The sequence below is a fragment of the Methylococcus geothermalis genome, assembly GCF_012769535.1.
In the GTDB taxonomy this organism is placed as follows: Bacteria; Pseudomonadota; Gammaproteobacteria; order Methylococcales; family Methylococcaceae; genus Methylococcus; species Methylococcus geothermalis.
Window position 1 is genome coordinate 948890 of record NZ_CP046565.1, and the last position, 14301, is coordinate 963190.

Below are 14301 nucleotides of genomic sequence, written 5' to 3' on the forward strand. Positions count from 1 at the left end.
GCCAGTTTGTTCGGCGTCAAATCCGGCCGGATCCTCGGGCCTTGGTGAGAAGGGGGAAAGGACCGTGCCGCAAAAGTGCGTGATATCACACAGATAGCCTGTGTGATACGCCATGCCTGCGCGTGTTCCCGCGCCGCGGCTGCACCGCCGATGCTTGTGAATCAAGCAGCTAAGCACTGGGCACGAATGTTGAAAAAGATTGTTTCGTCGCAGCATTCATTCTCATCAAGAGCGAGGCGAACATGAAAAACTCCCAGCTAGCCCATGTGAAACCCATCGAAAAGCCGAAAACGGTCCGCGCGCGGAAGCAGGATGCGCCGATCGGACCGCTGTTGATCGGCACCGGCCTCGCGTTCGCTTCATTGATCCTGGTGCCTGCGATTGCCACTCAGGTCGGCCTGGGAACCAGTCTGACCGGTGCTCTCCGAATCGCCCTCATGAAAGCTTCCAGCCGCGCCATTCGCGGCTCGGGCGACGGTGCCGAAGCTGCGACCATCAGCTTCAGCTGTCACTGAATTTCCGTCCTCCGGCCGGCCATGCCGGCGTAGACTCCGCAGGCCGTGCAAACCGCTGCGGAGCTTTTTATTATCTGCCTAGATTGATTGATTTTTCGTAAGAGACATCAAGGAGACGATGGATGGACACCGAACCGCGTGTTTGTGACTTGTGCAGTCTGCCCGTGATTCCGCCGGGCTTTCCGCTGAATACGACCAGCGGGCTCAAGGTCTTCTGCTGCGAAGGCTGCCAGGGCATTTACAGGATGCTTCACGAGGCCGACATCCTCGTCGAGGCTGCCGCCAGCCACGCGGAAGGGCCGGATTTACCTCATTCGAACAAATGACCGATAATCAGGGTCGGCTCTCGATCGCTCCGATGGGTGGGGCGTCGGAATGTTTGGCACAGTCAGCGAGGAACTAGATCATGGCTCATGTACACGGCGGGAAGACGATGGCGGAAGCGGCAATGGGCGCGGGGGCGGCGAGGGCGATGGAGCATGGGATGGGGCCCATGATGGCCGGCATGGAGGGCATGATGAATCACGGCGCAATGCAGGGCGCTCGCCACCTGGTCCAGTCATCGCACAACGTTGCCGCGGTCGCCAAGGGGGCGGCGGTAGGCGCCGCCGCGACGGCGGGGACGCATGCCGGCCGCTCGCTGTTCAAGCGGGTGTTCACCCATCCCCTGGTGCTGTTCGGCCTCGGCATGGCCGCAGGCTATTACATTCACAAATATCGCAAGGAGATCATCGGCTCGGCCATGAGCATCGCCGAGGGCGGCAAGGATTTCGTCCTTCAGCAGAGGGAAAATCTCGAGGATCTGCTGGCGGAACGCCAGGAAGGCTCCGAGCGCGGTGATACCTGACACGGTGGGCAAAAACGTACCGGCTGATCGCTATCGTCAGGTCTTGAGACCATGTCACTGAAAAAACAGATTATTTTGCGCTATAGCGGTGCCGGCCATGTGCGTTTCGATCTGCCGGCGGAGCTCTGCGAGGCCTCGGCGCGCGCTCAAATCGAGTCCGCTTTGCGTGCACTCGACGGCGTTTACCGGGTGAGCTTGTCGCCGGGCAGCCGCAAGCTCTCGGTACGATTCGACATCGCCGTGTGCGACCTCAAGACCATCGGGCGGCGGCTGGCCCAGCTGGTCGATGCCGGCGTCGGGCAGGCCGGTCGGGTTCAGGGTGCCGTGAGCGTCTCGGTGGGCCGGCCTCTCGGTTGGCTGCGCCAAAAAGCGCAGGAGGCCGGCGAGACCCTGGCGGCCATGAAAATCGTCGCCCGGCGGACCATGAAAAATTCGCCCAAGCTGCTGACGCCGGCGCGGGAAAGAGGATTCATAGAATTTTTCAACGACGTGCTGGTGCTCTATCTCATCAAGCTGCATTGGCACCTGATCACCCAGCACTGGCTCCGACAGCCTCTTCGCTATCGCTATGAATGGATGGCGGTGTTCTACATGATTTTCCTTCTGGTCCGGTCGCGGCGTCCCCGTAATGTCTGACGTTGCGGGTTCGGGGATTTCCACCCCTCGCGCCACGCCGGCGCCATTTGCCCATGCCTGGCCCCATCTCGAAGTCGTGCATGCCTTGCGGCGGCGCGTCCGGATCCAGGCGCCGGCGCTGCGCAAGGATCCGGAACGCTGCTACCTGTTGCAGATCCTGCTGCTCAAGCACTCCGGGGTGCGGTCGGTACGCGTCGCGGCGGACCTCGGTTCGGTGGCGATCCGCTTCAACCCGGATCAACTGCCGCGCGCGAACCTGCTGCAGGTGGCGGATCACCTGATCGCGAGCCTGGGGCGCCGCAAGCAGGCGCCGGAGGCGCTCGGCGGCGCCGGCAGTGAGGGGGGGCCGGTGCGCGAGTGGCAGTTCGCGATCGAAGGGATGACCTGCGTGTCCTGCGCGCTGCTCATCGAGATGATGTTGAAACGGCAGCCGGGCATCCGCGACGTCTCCGTCAATTTCGCCACGGAAACCGCCACTGTCCGGGCCGTCCTCAGCCGCGACGCCGTCATGGCCGCCATCGCGCGGATCGGTTATCGGGCGCAGGCGGCCGACAGCATCGTCCAGCGCAAACTCATGGTGGCACGGGAAGCCGAGCGTCTGCGGCAGGCGCGCCGCCAGGCTCTGGTATCGGCGCTGCTCAGCGCCCCCGTCGTGGTGCTCGGCATGGTCATGCCGCACGGCCGCGTCTGGGCTTGGCTGAGCGCCATCCTGACGACGCCGGTGGTACTCGGCAGCGGCCGCTCTTTTTTCTCCAAGGCATGGAGACTGGCGGCCCAGGGGACCGCCAACATGGATTCGCTGGTGGCATTGGGGGTCGGTGCCGCCTATGGTTCCAGCGTCGCGGCCTTGCTGACTCGGCGCGGTGAACTTTATTTCGAGGCCGCCGCCGCCATCGTGAGTTTCGTGCTGTACGGCCGCTATCTGGAGGAAACCACCCGCGGCCGTGCCCATGAAGCGATCCGGCGCCTGCTCGACCTGCAACCCGCCACCGCCACCCTCCTCAGGGACGGCGAGGAATTCGAAGTGCCCGTCGAATCCCTGAAGGTGGGCGAGGTGGTGCGCGTGCGTCCGGGCGACCGTTTGCCGACGGACGGCGAAGTGCTTGCCGGCACGTCCGGCGTCGACGAATCCATGGTGACCGGTGAAAGCGTTCCCGTGATCAAGCGGCCCGGCGACCGGGTGATCGGCGGCTGCGTCAATGGCACCGGGGCGCTCCAGGTGAGGGTCACGGCGGTCGGGGAGGATACGGTGCTGGCCGGCATCATCCACATGGTGGGACAGGCGCAGTCGTCGAAACTTCCGATCCAGAAGACCGTGGATCGGGTGTCGGCGGTGTTCGTGCCGACGGTGCTGGTGATTTCGGCCGGCACGTTCATCGGCTGGACCTGGCTTGGCGCCCCGGTTGCCAGAGCATTCGCCAACGCCATCGCGGTACTGCTGATCGCCTGTCCCTGCGCGCTCGGGCTGGCGACGCCGGCAGCCATCATGGTGGGAACGGGACAGGCTGCCCGCAAGGGCATTTTCATCCGCAATGGCGAAAGCCTGGAGATGGCGTCGAAGCTGACCGCCGTCGTGTTCGACAAGACCGGCACCATCACCGAGGGCAAGCCCGAAGTCACCGACATCGTCCGGTTTTCGCGGCTCGGAGAACCCCGCTTGCTCGGCCTGGCGGCGGCGGCGGAAATCGACTCCGAACATTTCCTGGCGCGAGCCATCGTGCGCAAGGCACAGGAGGCCGGCGCCGATTCCCTGGTTTCCCAAGAATTCGACAGTGTGCCGGGACGGGGGATCCGGGCCCGGATTGATCGCCGTGAGGTACTGATAGGCAATGCCGAATGGCTGGCGGAGGCCGGCATCGACCTTGCCGCTGCCCTGCAGGCGGCTTCGAGCCTGGCCGAGCAAGGCAAGACGCCGGTTTTCATGGCGCTGGACGGCAAGCTCGCGGCGGTTTTCGGCATTGCCGACCGCCCCCGTGAACTCGCGCGGACTGCCATCGAAAGGCTGCAGGACCTGAACGTCCGCACGCTGATGGTGACCGGCGACGTGGAGGCGGCCGCGCAACACATCGCGCAGCAGGTGGGCATTGCCGAGGTGACGGCCCGTGCCCGGCCCGAGCAGAAGCTGGAGATCATTCGCGCCCTGCAGGAGCAGGGAGAACGGGTGGGCATGATCGGCGACGGCGTCAACGATGCGCCCGCGCTGGCCGCGGCCGACGTGAGTTTCGCCATAGGTAGCGGCACCGACGTGGCGATCCAGACCGCCGACATGATCATCAGCCAGGGCGATATCAGCCGGGTCGCGGACGGCATGGCGCTCAGCCAGTTCACACTGCGGGTCGTCCATCAGAATCTTGCCTGGGCGTTCGGCTACAATACGATCGCCATCCCGCTCGCAGTCATGGGGCGGTTGAGCCCGATGATCGCGGCGGGCGCCATGGCGTTCAGCTCGGTGTCCGTGGTGTTGAATTCCCTGCGCTTACAGCGGCAATAAGCCGCGTCCAGTTGTCCTCATGGCGCGATTCATCCGTGGATCGCCCATCGTCCTGGGCCTTAGCCCTTTCCGATTTTTTCCGGCCGTTCTGAATAGGGAATGCCTCTTCGGAGGCCATCGGACGCCGTCATGGGATTCGAAACTGATTCGGAGACTGTGGGTGTTATGGTATATTTTGTTGCAAATATGCCTATGGTGAGGAATCACATGTTGTTACGAATTCTTGGCGGGCTGGCGCTGGCCTTGATGCTATCGGCGGGAAGGGTCGCCACGGCCGACACCGGCACGGAAGCTGCGCGCATGGTGGTGGACAAATTGAACGGCGCGCTCATCGATGTGATGAAAAATGCAAAACAACTGGGTTATCAAGGACGTTACAAGAAACTTGACCCCGTGGTGCGAGAGGTTTTCCAGTTCGAAGCCGTGGCCCAGATCGCCTTGGGTTCGCACTGGAAGACGCTGAGCGACGAGCAGAAGCGGGAATTCGTGAAAAAGCTCACGGAACTGAGCATCGCCACCTACGCCGCCCAGTTCAACAGCTATGGCGGCGAACAGTTCCAGTACGATTCGGATCAGGTGGTCAAACCCGACCGTGTGGTCGTCCGCTACAAAATGGTGATTCCCAAGGAGACTCCCGTGAAGTTCGATTACATGGTCAATCAGTTCGACGGGAAGTGGGAGATCATCAACATCGTCGTCGATGGCATCAGCGATTTGGCGCTGAAAAAGGCCCAGTACACCAGCGTCATCGACCGTGAAGGCTTCGATGTACTGATGACCAAGCTGACCCAGAAAATTACGGACTACGCCAACAACGACAATAACTCCAAGAGCTGAGGCCATTACGGAAAATGGGCAACAAAAAAGGCATCCCGCGGGATGCCTTTTTTTTTGCGTCTGTCGAAACGGGCTTTCAGTACAGCGGTTCCCGATAGAACATCAGGAAGTTGCCGATGATGAACATGGCCAGGATCGACAGGAAGCCGGCGACGTGCCCTTCGTCGAACCCGCCTGCGGTCCTCGAAGAGGACGCGGGCGCCGCTGCCAGCCTCAGTTCCAGCCAGCGTCCACTGGCGACGACGACCGCCAGCAAACCCATCGCGGTGTGCGTCGACTGGATCAGATATTCGCTCTTGAGCTCGAACTCCGCGTGCGAGTGGGTCAGCAGCAGGATGCCGCCGAACGCGCTCAGCACCGGGAACATGTAGCGTAGCCGATCCGCATCGGGCCGGGTCCGGGCGCGCAGTTCGAGGACCCCGAGCAGAAACGCCAGCAGTGTCGCGATGCGGTGCTGGAACACCTCGCCGTTGCCGAAAGTGCTCTCCCAAAAGCCGATGGGACCGAGCGGCCAGGTTTCCGCATCGCTGCGGAAGAACAGGAAGATGCTCAATCCGATGAAGCCCACCGGCCAATAGTGTGTCCAGCGGAAACGCCCCGTGTAGGACAGCATCGCCACCAGGCACATGCCGGTGAGAAAAATGCCGGAGATGTTGTGGTTGTAGTCCGACCACTCGGTGGCGGCGACCGACGGGACTTTGTCCACCACGGCGACTCGGCCCGCTTCCCCGGCCAGAAGCTGCTCGTGCGTCGGTGAGCTGATTTTCGGCAGGCGCGGCGCGAACATGTAGGCCACCTCGGAGACGGTCGCGGTGGTGTCCTTGATGTCCACCGATGGCGGCTGGGAAGACAGCGTCGCGGCGACGAACAGCACGCCCACCAGGACGAAGGTCTCGGCCTCGATGAAATAGGGCACTTTGCCGGTCAGGTCGGCCGAGGCACCACGCAGCTTCCATTCCTTCCCCGCCTTGTGGTTGCGGTAGGCGAAATAGAGCGCGCCGCCCATCAGCGCAACCTTGGTCGCCACTAGGGCGCCGTAACCGGTGCCGAACAGCCCGTCCAGCGAGCCGATGTATTCGACGGCCAGAGGCAGGCCGGTGGAAAGCAGCAGCAGCACGGAGGCTGCGCCCAGCCAGCCGAAGCGCGTGATCGCCAGCGGCCAGAAGTGGTGCGCCGCCTGCTCCGATCGCCGGGTATGCCACAGAAACAGAAGCTGGGCGACGCCGCCGAACCAGACCGCGGCGGCCAGCTGGTGGATTACCGTCATGACCATGAGTTGTTCGCGGTGCTCGAAACGCCCGACGCCATGGACCAGCCAGGCGCCGCTGATCACCAGCGGCACGGTCAGGACGGCCGCGGTGTTCCAGGCGGGGCGGTTGTGGGGCGCGGCGCTGAGCTGCACCGCCAGGTAGACGAACCCGCACGAGAGAACGAAGCGAAGCAGGCCGGCGATGAACTGCACCGTGCCCAGGTAGGCGCCGAGAGGGAAATCGCCGAGCGTCGCGGCGAGCAGCAGGCCCTTGATCAATAGCTTGGTGCCTTGCATGGCGGCCAGCGTGATCGCGCCGCCTTTCAGTATGCGGACACAGATGGCGACCACCGGTTCCGGCGCGCTGACGCCGGCCGAGGATCTGTCCCAAATCCGCAGAATCCAGGCCGCCCAGATCAGGCTGCCGACGATCAGCGCATAGCTGATGAGCATCAAGCCGCCGAGGAAATCATCGATGAAATTGGCCAGGCCTTGTAGGAACATGTGTTGTACGACCTCGAACTAGGGGTTGTCGACGCGGAACCGGATCACGTTTTCGGTGAAGTGGCCGTCTGCCGCGAACACCTTGTATTTCAGCGCATAATCGCCGGGTTCCAGCGGGGGGATATCGACCAGCATCTCGCCCGCCTTCTTGCCGTTGGCGATGTTGACCGGGTGGAACACGTCGCCCTTGCTGACCAGAAAGACCCGCGACAGGGCGAGTTCGACCCCGGAGTTGAAAAACAGCACCACCTTGGTCGGATGGTTGGCCTTCACCGGGTGGCTGGTCAGCGAGGATTCGGTGACGACGGCATGGCTCCAGGCCTTGGGAGTGAGCGCGAGCAGGCACAGGGCGACCGCCGGCATGAGCCGTCCGGATCGTTTGATGGTACGTGGGAACATGGCTACCTGGCGTGTGTAGGTGAAGGGTCAGCCGGCCTTGGCTTTCAGGGCGTGGCTGGTCAGGTTCTTGCCCAGGTCCCAGATGGCGCCGGGGACCTTGTGGCAATCGGCGATGACCGCATCCATGGCCTGGAGTATCCAGTCGGCGTCCTTCTGGCCGATCACCAGCGGTGGCAGGAACTTGACCACGTTCATGCCATGCCCCGCCACCTGGCTCAGAATGCGGTGAGTCTTGAACAGCGGAATGGTGATCATCTGGCTGAACAGCCCCTTGTTGGCGGTTTCCAGCAGGCTCCAGGCGGCCTTGAGCGAAAAGCTGCGGGGGGCGCCGAACTCGACCGCGATCATCATGCCTTTGCCGCGCACCGCATGCAGCAGCTCGTAACGGTCGGCCATCGCCCTGATTCCGGAAGTGATCCGGTCGCCGATCCGCGCCGCATTTTCGACCAGGCCTTCCTCGTCGATGACGTCGAGAGTGGCGATGCCGGCCGCCATCGCCATGTTGTTCTTGGAAAACGTGGAGCCGTGCACCACGGCGCGATCCATCCGGTTGAACACGGCTTCCATGATGGGCTTCTTCATGGCGACGGCGCCGACCGGGATGAACCCGCCGGAGAGCGCCTTGGCCATCAGGATCATGTCGGGTTCGACGCCCCAGTGTTCGATGGCCCAGAATTTCCCGGTGCGGCCGATGCCGGTCTGGATCTCGTCCGCGACGAATAGCGTGCCGTGCTTCCGGCACAAGCGGGCGGCCTCGGCCAGGTAGTCGTCGTCGGGCAGGTTGACGCCCTTGCCCTGGATCGGCTCGACGATGAAGGCGGCCACGTCGCCGTGGCGCAGGGCTGCTTCGAGGGCACCCAGGTCGTTGAACGGCACGGCGATGCAGGCCGGCAGCAATGGACCGAAGCCGTCGCGGAACACCTGTTCGCCGTTCAGCGACAGCGCGCCGAGGGTGAGGCCGTGGAAGCCGTGCTCGCAATACACGATTTTTTCCCGCTTGGTGGTGTAGCGGGCGAACTTGATGGCCGCTTCCACCGCCTCGGCGCCGGAGTTGCAGTAGAACATCCGCGACAGATCGCCGGGGCAGCGCTGTAGGATCTTTTCCGACAGCAGGCCGCTCAGGAGCGATACGTCCATCTGGACCAGATCGGGAAGCTGGGCATCCAGCACGTCCTTGAGCGCCTCGACCACCTTGGGATGGTTGCGGCCCAGGGCGAACACGCCGAAGCCGCTGAGAAGGTCCAGGTACGCCTGGTCCTTGTCATCGTACAAGTAGGGGCCTTGTGCCCGGACGTACACCCGGTCGTACCCGATCGTCTTCAATACCCGGACCATCTGGGTGTTGAGATGTTTCTCGTGCAGATCGAAATTTTCGCCTCTCCGATCCCTCAGCAGGTCGGCAATACGACTCGACATCAACAACCTCTGGTTTCGTAAATGGTCAAATTTCGCATTCTACACTAAGCCCGTCCGGCCTTGACCCGGCGGGCGGCGAAAGCGGGCAGTACCACCAGCGCGCACACCAGCGACAGCATCAGGCCGATCGCCAGCAGTATGCCCATGGACGACATGCCGGGATGCGGGGTGAAGGCGAGGCTGGCGAAGCTGAACACGGTGGTCAGGGCGCCATAGAACACGCCTTTGGCTTCGCTGGAATCCAGCAGGGCGTCATGCTGGGACTTCAGGTAATGCAGCCGGTGCGCCATGTGGATGCCGTTGTCGACGCCGAGGCCGAACAGGAGCGGCAGGGCGATGATGTTGGCGAAATTGAAGGGCACGTGGATGAGCACCGTCGCGGCTGCGGTGAACAGCGAGGCGAGCAGCAAGGGCAGCAGGACCAGCAGCGTATCCTTGATGTTTCTCAGGACCAGGAGCAGCAATAGGGTGATCGCGGCAAGCGCCGTGCCGAAAGCCTGCCCGAATGCGACGATCACGGCGTTCATCGACTCCAGATAGGTCACCGGCAGGTCGGTGACGTCGGGGTCCACCGTCTGCGCCTCCCGGATGAATTCCCGCAGATTGTCCAGGTCGTTGAGGTCGTTTCTGGGGAATATCTGCAGCCGGTAAAGCCCGTTCTTGCTGATCCAGCGCTCACGGATGTCCGCCGGCAGGGAGTCCAGGGTGATCGGTCTCGCTTCGAGACCGGTGTTCAGATTGGCGATGGTTTTCCTCAGGCCGCCCAGAACGCTTTTTTCGAGCGCATCGAGGCGGGGTTGGGCCGCCTCAGGGGGCAGCGCCTGCAAATCCTCGAGGAGTTTTTCAAGGGTGCCGTCGAGTTCAACGATGTCGGGATCCGGGCTTTTTTCGAGCCGCTTGCGGAGCGCGACGTGCAGTTTTTCCAGCGTATGCAGAGTCGGCTTCGCCGCAGCGGCGGCGGGGAAATTCTGCAACTGAGGTCCGAGCACCAGGGCCAGATCGCCGATGGTGGCCAGTTTTTCCTCCTGCCGGTCGGGGACGAAATCGAAGATGCTGCGCACGCTGTCGACGGAGGCCAGCCTCTCGAACCTACGAATCCGGTCGTGCGCGTCCTCCTCGTTGGCCGCGAGCGAAGCCAACGTCATCGGCGAGGTGTCGCGGGATTTCAGCAGATACTTGAAAGTCTTGACCGACTCGGTGGTCGGGTCGCGCAGGTTGATCGGGTTGAAATCGATGACGATCCGGCTCAGCAGGGCGCCGGCCGCGATTCCCAGGATCAGGGTCAGTATCCGGATCGGTCCGGCATAGCGCATCGGCCAGTTGGAAAGCAGCGCCCGAGTCAGGGCGCGCGGTCGGTGCTGGGCGGCCCGGCGGGAGGGCTGGTAGGGCAGGATGTTCATGATCGCCGGCAGCACCGTGAAGGTAGTGGCCAGGGCGATGAACATGCTGGTGCCGGCGATGATGCCCAGTTCGGCAACGCCGGAATAGGCCGTCGGGATGAATGCGTAGAGGCCGATGGCCGCGGTCAGCGTGCACAGGAGCAGCGCCGAGCCTGTCGACGCGAAGGTTTCGCGCAGGGCGGCCCGTTGCGGCATGCCCCGCAGGATGAGTTCCCGGTAACGCAGGCAGAAATGGGACGAATAAGCGTCCCCCATGCCGATGAACAGCACGGTGAAGGAGATCGAGATCAGGTTGAGCTGGCCGATCGCGAAGGTGGCGAAACCCATGGAAAACACCAGGCCCATGCCCAGCGTCAGGAAAGTGGCGAACATCAGCTTGAACGAACGGTAGGCCAGCCATAGCGTGAGGCAGACCAGCACCGCCGATGCCTCGCCGGCGAGGGTGACGCTCTCCTGTACCGTCAGCATTTCCTCGTGTTCCAGGACGACTTCGCCCGTCTTCCGCACCTGGACATCGGACAACGCATCGGTGCGAATCTCGTTGATGGCATCGTCGATGGTGGCTATGGCCCTTGCCGCCGGCATCAGCTCCTCGAAGAAGAGTTTCGGCCGGATGACGATGAAACGCTTGGTGATGCCAAGACCGTCCTTCTCCCCCATGATCAGCTGTTGCCAGGACAGACGGTAGGGACGGTTGTCCACGGCGGCTTGAAACGCTTCATTGAGACGGCGGGTGAATGCGCCCAATTCCACGGGAAGGTCCGATTCCTTGGCATCCAGCGCCTGGACGTAGATGCCGAAGAAGCCGTCGAGGCTGTTGTCCTCGGCCAGCCTTCCGAAGAACGGCTGGGCGGCGGAAAGATCCTGGCTGACCTTTTCCAGGTCTTCCAGGCTCAGGTACAAGAGGCCGTTGCGGGCGAAGAAGTCGCCGCCGTCGGGCACATAGACCGACTCGATCGTCGCCGGTTGCCCGGCCAGCTTCTGCTGCAGCGCGTCGACGGCATCGGAAGCCTGTTCTGGCGTCCGGCCCTCGACCAACAGCACGATGGTGGAGACGTCCTGGGGGAATTCGGTTTCGAACCGGATCCTGTTTTTCTGGAACGGCAGTTCCGTCGAGATCGTGTCCGCCGTGTTGGTGTTCACGGTCAGGTTTTTCATCGTGTATTGCAGCGTCAGGCCGCAGGCGGCGAGCGCGACGAACACGACCAGCCAGGGATGGCTCAGAACCCTGGCTTCCCAGCCGTGCATCAGGCGGATGAGAAAACTTGCCCGGGCTTCCGGCGTGACGGTCTGTTTTCCTTTGGACATTGCTCAAGTCAGAATTTTCCGGGCGCGTGCAGATGGGGCCTCATCGCGCGCAGGGTTGCCGATGCCGCCCTGAAAGCCAGAGCCAGCCGAATCAAGTCGGGAATTTCCGAAGGCCGCCGGGCCAGATGGGCCATGAGCCGCGGAAGCCGGGTATTGCCGTGCGGGTCGAGCGCATCGAGCACGCTGCGGGGAATCGCCGTCGCGGCGTCGTCGGCGATGGCGCGGATCACCAGTACCGGCAGCTTCAGCGCCGTTGCGGTGCGGGCGATGGCGCCGCTTTCCATGTCGACGGCGTCGGCGCCGGTGGTGGCCGCCAGCGCCCGCTTGGCGTCGCGGCCGTGGATGACGCCGTCGCTTGCAGCCAGCCGTCCGGTGGACAATTTGCACGGGAGGGTTTCCGCGTACCGCAGCGCTCCTCGGTGCCAGTCGGGATGCGTAGGCAACACCGTGCCGTCGGCACACGCGATTTCGGTGGGCAGGACGAGATCGCCGGAAGCCAGATGTCCCCGCAGAGCGCCGGCACAACCCCAGCTGATCAGGGCGTTACAGCCTTCCGCCGCCAGCCGGTGCGCGGCCTTTTCCGCATTATCGGGCCCGCTGCCGGACAGGCAGAGGTGGAGGGTGTCACTGACGGCAACCGGTTCACCGCGGCGCGGCCGGCGCCGCGTCAGCGTTCGACATTCGGCCGGCAGGGCGACGACCAGACCGATCCGAGTCACGCCCGGGCGTAGCGTTCGTTACGGTAACGAGCCAGCGCCCACAGCGGGAAGAATTTGTCGTAGCCGTGATATTTGAGATAGAACACCCGCGGGAAGCCCGGTGCGGTGAAGCATTCGTCGTTCCAGAAGCCGTCGGCCCGCTGCTGCCGGAGCAGATAGTCCACGCCGGCCTGGACTTCGGGCGATAGGGCCTCGCCCGCCGCGATCAGCGCGATCAGTGCGAAGCCGGTCTGGAATGCCGTACTGGTGTGGAAACTCCCCCGATACGAAGTATCGTGATAGCTGAAATTGTCCTCGCCCCAGCCGCCATCCTCGCGCTGGACGCTCTTGAGCCAAGCCACCGCGCGGCGCACGCTCGGATCGTCGTTCGGAATGCCGGCCGCCTCGTAGGCCAACAGCACGGACCACGTACCGTAGATGTAGTTGGTGCCCCAGCGGCCGAACCAGGAGCCGTCGGCTTCCTGTTCCCGGCGCAGGTAGGCGATCGTGCGGTCCAGCGCGGGACGCAGCTCCGGCTGCCGGTCGACCCGTTTGGCGAGGAACATGGCGCAGCGGGCGCTGACGTCGGCCGTCGGCGGGTCGAGCAGGGCGCCGTGGTCGGCGAAGGGAATGGAGTTGAGATAGTAGTAAGTGTTGTCGGCGTCGAAGGCGCCGAAGCCGCCGTTGCTGGACTGCATGCCGGCGATCCAGTTGGCCGCCAGGCGCAGGGTTTCGTCGAAGCGCGGATCACCGGAACCCTGCAGCGCATGGGCCACGACGGCGCTGTCGTCGACGTCCGGGTAGTAGTCGTTGCCGAACTGGAATGCCCAGCCGCCGCCTTCCAGGTTCGGCCGGTTCACCCGCCAGTCGCCGGGCGCATCCTTGTCGATCTGCTTCGAGGCCAGCCATTGCAGCCCCTTGTGCAGTGCCGCATCGAGCTGGAGATCGGCGGTATGGCGCGCCACTTCCTGCAAGGTCAGGGCGGTCAGGGCGGTATCCCAGATCGGCGAGACGCAGGGCTGGCAGTAGGCGCTCTCGCCCTGGAACACGAGCAGCCGCTCGATGGACTCGCGGGCGATCCGGCGGCGCTCGTCGTCGGGCGGCACGCCGAGGAAATCCAGCGCCTCGTAGGCGTTGACCATGGCCGGGAAAATCGCGCCCAGTCCGTCGACGCCGTTGAGCCGCACCGTAAACCACTCGAAAGCCTTCTGGGTCGCCTTCTTGCGCACGGCGCTCGGGATCAGCGGCTCAAGCATTCGGCCAAAACGTTCCAGGCCGAGGATGGCCTTGCCGAGCGGCGTCCGGACATGGTCGAAATAATGGCGCTCCCGTTGCGGGTCTACCGTGAATAGTTCGCGGATTTGGGTCTTGGTCGGGTTGCGGGCGGTCACCTTGTGGCTGCACAGGATGAACAGCGGCACCATGACCGTGCGCGACCAGTACGACACCTTGTCCAGGTGGAACGGAAACCATTTGGGCAGCAGCATGATTTCCACCGGGATGAAGGGGATGCCGCGCCAGGGAATCTGTTCGAACATGGCGAGCATGATGCGCGTGAACACATTGGAGCGCGCAGCGCCACCCTGGGCGAGAATCCACTCCCTAGCCTTCGTCATGTGGGGGGCGTCGATCGGATCGCCGGCCAGCTTGAGGGCGTAGTAGACCTTGACGGTGCAGCTGATGTCGCCTGCGCCGCCCTGGAATAGCGGATAGCTGCCGTCGGCGCTCTGGTGGGCGCGCAGATAGTTGGCGATTCGGGCTTGCAGCTTTTCGTCGATTTCATCCATGAAGTGCATCATCAGGATGTATTCGGCAGGGATGGTACAGTCGGCTTCCAGCTCGAATACCCAATAGCCTTCCTGGTGTTGCAGGCTCAGCAAATGATCTTTGGCCCGCCGGATCGCCGCATCGAGAGGAGACTCGACGTATGAGGCGGTCAGCGGCGGTTCGAGGTTCGATATGACGGTCGCTTCTCTCAACATGGGCGATGTTTCCTGGAGG

The 14301-nt window shown here is 63.4% G+C and carries 12 protein-coding genes; 6 read left to right on the plus strand and 6 right to left on the minus strand.

Annotated features, from left to right (window positions below; genetic code table 11):
- Positions 1-242 precede the first annotated feature (242 nt).
- The 6 genes from GNH96_RS04600 to GNH96_RS04625 all read left to right on the plus strand — a co-directional run bounded on the left by GNH96_RS04600 (position 243) and on the right by GNH96_RS04625 (position 5326).
- Positions 243-515, plus strand: coding sequence for a hypothetical protein (locus tag GNH96_RS04600; RefSeq protein WP_169602602.1), 273 nt, complete (start codon positions 243-245; stop codon positions 513-515).
- Between the two features lie 122 nt (positions 516-637).
- Entirely contained in the window at positions 638-841 is a 204-nt protein-coding gene (locus tag GNH96_RS04605) for a heavy metal translocating P-type ATPase metal-binding domain-containing protein (RefSeq protein ID WP_169602603.1), read from the plus strand.
- Between the two features lie 80 nt (positions 842-921).
- The gene (locus GNH96_RS04610) at positions 922-1362 is read left to right on the plus strand and encodes a hypothetical protein (RefSeq protein ID WP_169601116.1); all 441 of its coding nucleotides are present in this window, start codon (positions 922-924) and stop codon (positions 1360-1362) included.
- Positions 1363-1413: 51 nt separating this feature from the next.
- On the plus strand, positions 1414-1998 hold the full coding sequence (locus tag GNH96_RS04615; RefSeq protein WP_169602604.1) for a cation transporter: 585 nt from the start codon (positions 1414-1416) through the stop codon (positions 1996-1998).
- A complete protein-coding gene (locus tag GNH96_RS04620; RefSeq protein ID WP_169602605.1) occupies positions 1991-4489 on the plus strand; it encodes a heavy metal translocating P-type ATPase in 2499 nt (832 codons plus the stop codon). The genes GNH96_RS04615 and GNH96_RS04620 overlap by 8 nt, the downstream gene beginning before the upstream one ends.
- 207 nt (positions 4490-4696) lie before the next feature.
- On the plus strand, positions 4697-5326 hold the full coding sequence (locus tag GNH96_RS04625; RefSeq protein ID WP_228720013.1) for an HpnM family protein: 630 nt from the start codon (positions 4697-4699) through the stop codon (positions 5324-5326).
- A gap of 76 nt (positions 5327-5402) precedes the next feature.
- Here GNH96_RS04625 and GNH96_RS04630 read toward each other — a convergent pair whose 3' ends face one another.
- From GNH96_RS04630 to shc, 6 genes are all read right to left on the minus strand, one after another.
- On the minus strand, positions 5403-7079 hold the full coding sequence (locus tag GNH96_RS04630) for a copper resistance D family protein (RefSeq protein WP_169602606.1): 1677 nt from the start codon (positions 7077-7079) through the stop codon (positions 5403-5405).
- An 18-nt stretch (positions 7080-7097) separates the two neighbouring features.
- Positions 7098-7442, minus strand: coding sequence for a copper resistance CopC family protein (locus tag GNH96_RS04635; RefSeq protein WP_228720014.1), 345 nt, complete (start codon positions 7440-7442; stop codon positions 7098-7100).
- 63 nt (positions 7443-7505) lie between these two features.
- The gene (locus GNH96_RS04640) at positions 7506-8894 is read right to left on the minus strand and encodes an aspartate aminotransferase family protein (RefSeq protein WP_169602608.1); all 1389 of its coding nucleotides are present in this window, start codon (positions 8892-8894) and stop codon (positions 7506-7508) included.
- Positions 8895-8938: 44 nt separating this feature from the next.
- Positions 8939-11602 carry an MMPL family transporter gene (locus GNH96_RS04645; RefSeq protein WP_169602609.1) on the minus strand — a complete coding sequence of 888 codons (2664 nt, stop codon included), beginning with the start codon at positions 11600-11602 and terminating at the stop codon, positions 8939-8941.
- A gap of 8 nt (positions 11603-11610) precedes the next feature.
- Positions 11611-12321: a phosphorylase family protein gene (locus GNH96_RS04650; protein WP_169602610.1), complete on the minus strand. Its 711-nt coding sequence runs from the start codon at positions 12319-12321 to the stop codon at positions 11611-11613.
- On the minus strand, positions 12318-14282 hold the full coding sequence (gene shc / locus GNH96_RS04655; RefSeq protein WP_169602611.1) for a squalene--hopene cyclase: 1965 nt from the start codon (positions 14280-14282) through the stop codon (positions 12318-12320). The genes GNH96_RS04650 and shc overlap by 4 nt, the downstream gene beginning before the upstream one ends.
- Between the last annotated feature and the right edge of the window lie 19 nt (positions 14283-14301).

Bases quoted from the DNA above. Each gene is read 5' to 3' on its own strand.
- GNH96_RS04645 (WP_169602609.1), bottom strand. From the start codon at position 11,602: ATGTCCAAAGGAAAACAGACCGTCACGCCGGAAGCCCGGGCAAGTTTT.
- GNH96_RS04610 (WP_169601116.1), top strand. From the start codon at position 922: ATGGCTCATGTACACGGCGGGAAGACGATGGCGGAAGCGGCAATGGGC.
- GNH96_RS04630 (WP_169602606.1), bottom strand. From the start codon at position 7,079: ATGTTCCTACAAGGCCTGGCCAATTTCATCGATGATTTCCTCGGCGGC.
- GNH96_RS04620 (WP_169602605.1), top strand. From the start codon at position 1,991: ATGTCTGACGTTGCGGGTTCGGGGATTTCCACCCCTCGCGCCACGCCG.
- GNH96_RS04615 (WP_169602604.1), top strand. From the start codon at position 1,414: ATGTCACTGAAAAAACAGATTATTTTGCGCTATAGCGGTGCCGGCCAT.
- shc (WP_169602611.1), bottom strand. From the start codon at position 14,282: ATGTTGAGAGAAGCGACCGTCATATCGAACCTCGAACCGCCGCTGACC.
- GNH96_RS04635 (WP_228720014.1), bottom strand. From the start codon at position 7,442: ATGCCGGCGGTCGCCCTGTGCCTGCTCGCGCTCACTCCCAAGGCCTGG.
- GNH96_RS04605 (WP_169602603.1), top strand. From the start codon at position 638: ATGGACACCGAACCGCGTGTTTGTGACTTGTGCAGTCTGCCCGTGATT.
- GNH96_RS04640 (WP_169602608.1), bottom strand. From the start codon at position 8,894: ATGTCGAGTCGTATTGCCGACCTGCTGAGGGATCGGAGAGGCGAAAAT.
- GNH96_RS04625 (WP_228720013.1), top strand. From the start codon at position 4,697: ATGTTGTTACGAATTCTTGGCGGGCTGGCGCTGGCCTTGATGCTATCG.
- GNH96_RS04600 (WP_169602602.1), top strand. From the start codon at position 243: ATGAAAAACTCCCAGCTAGCCCATGTGAAACCCATCGAAAAGCCGAAA.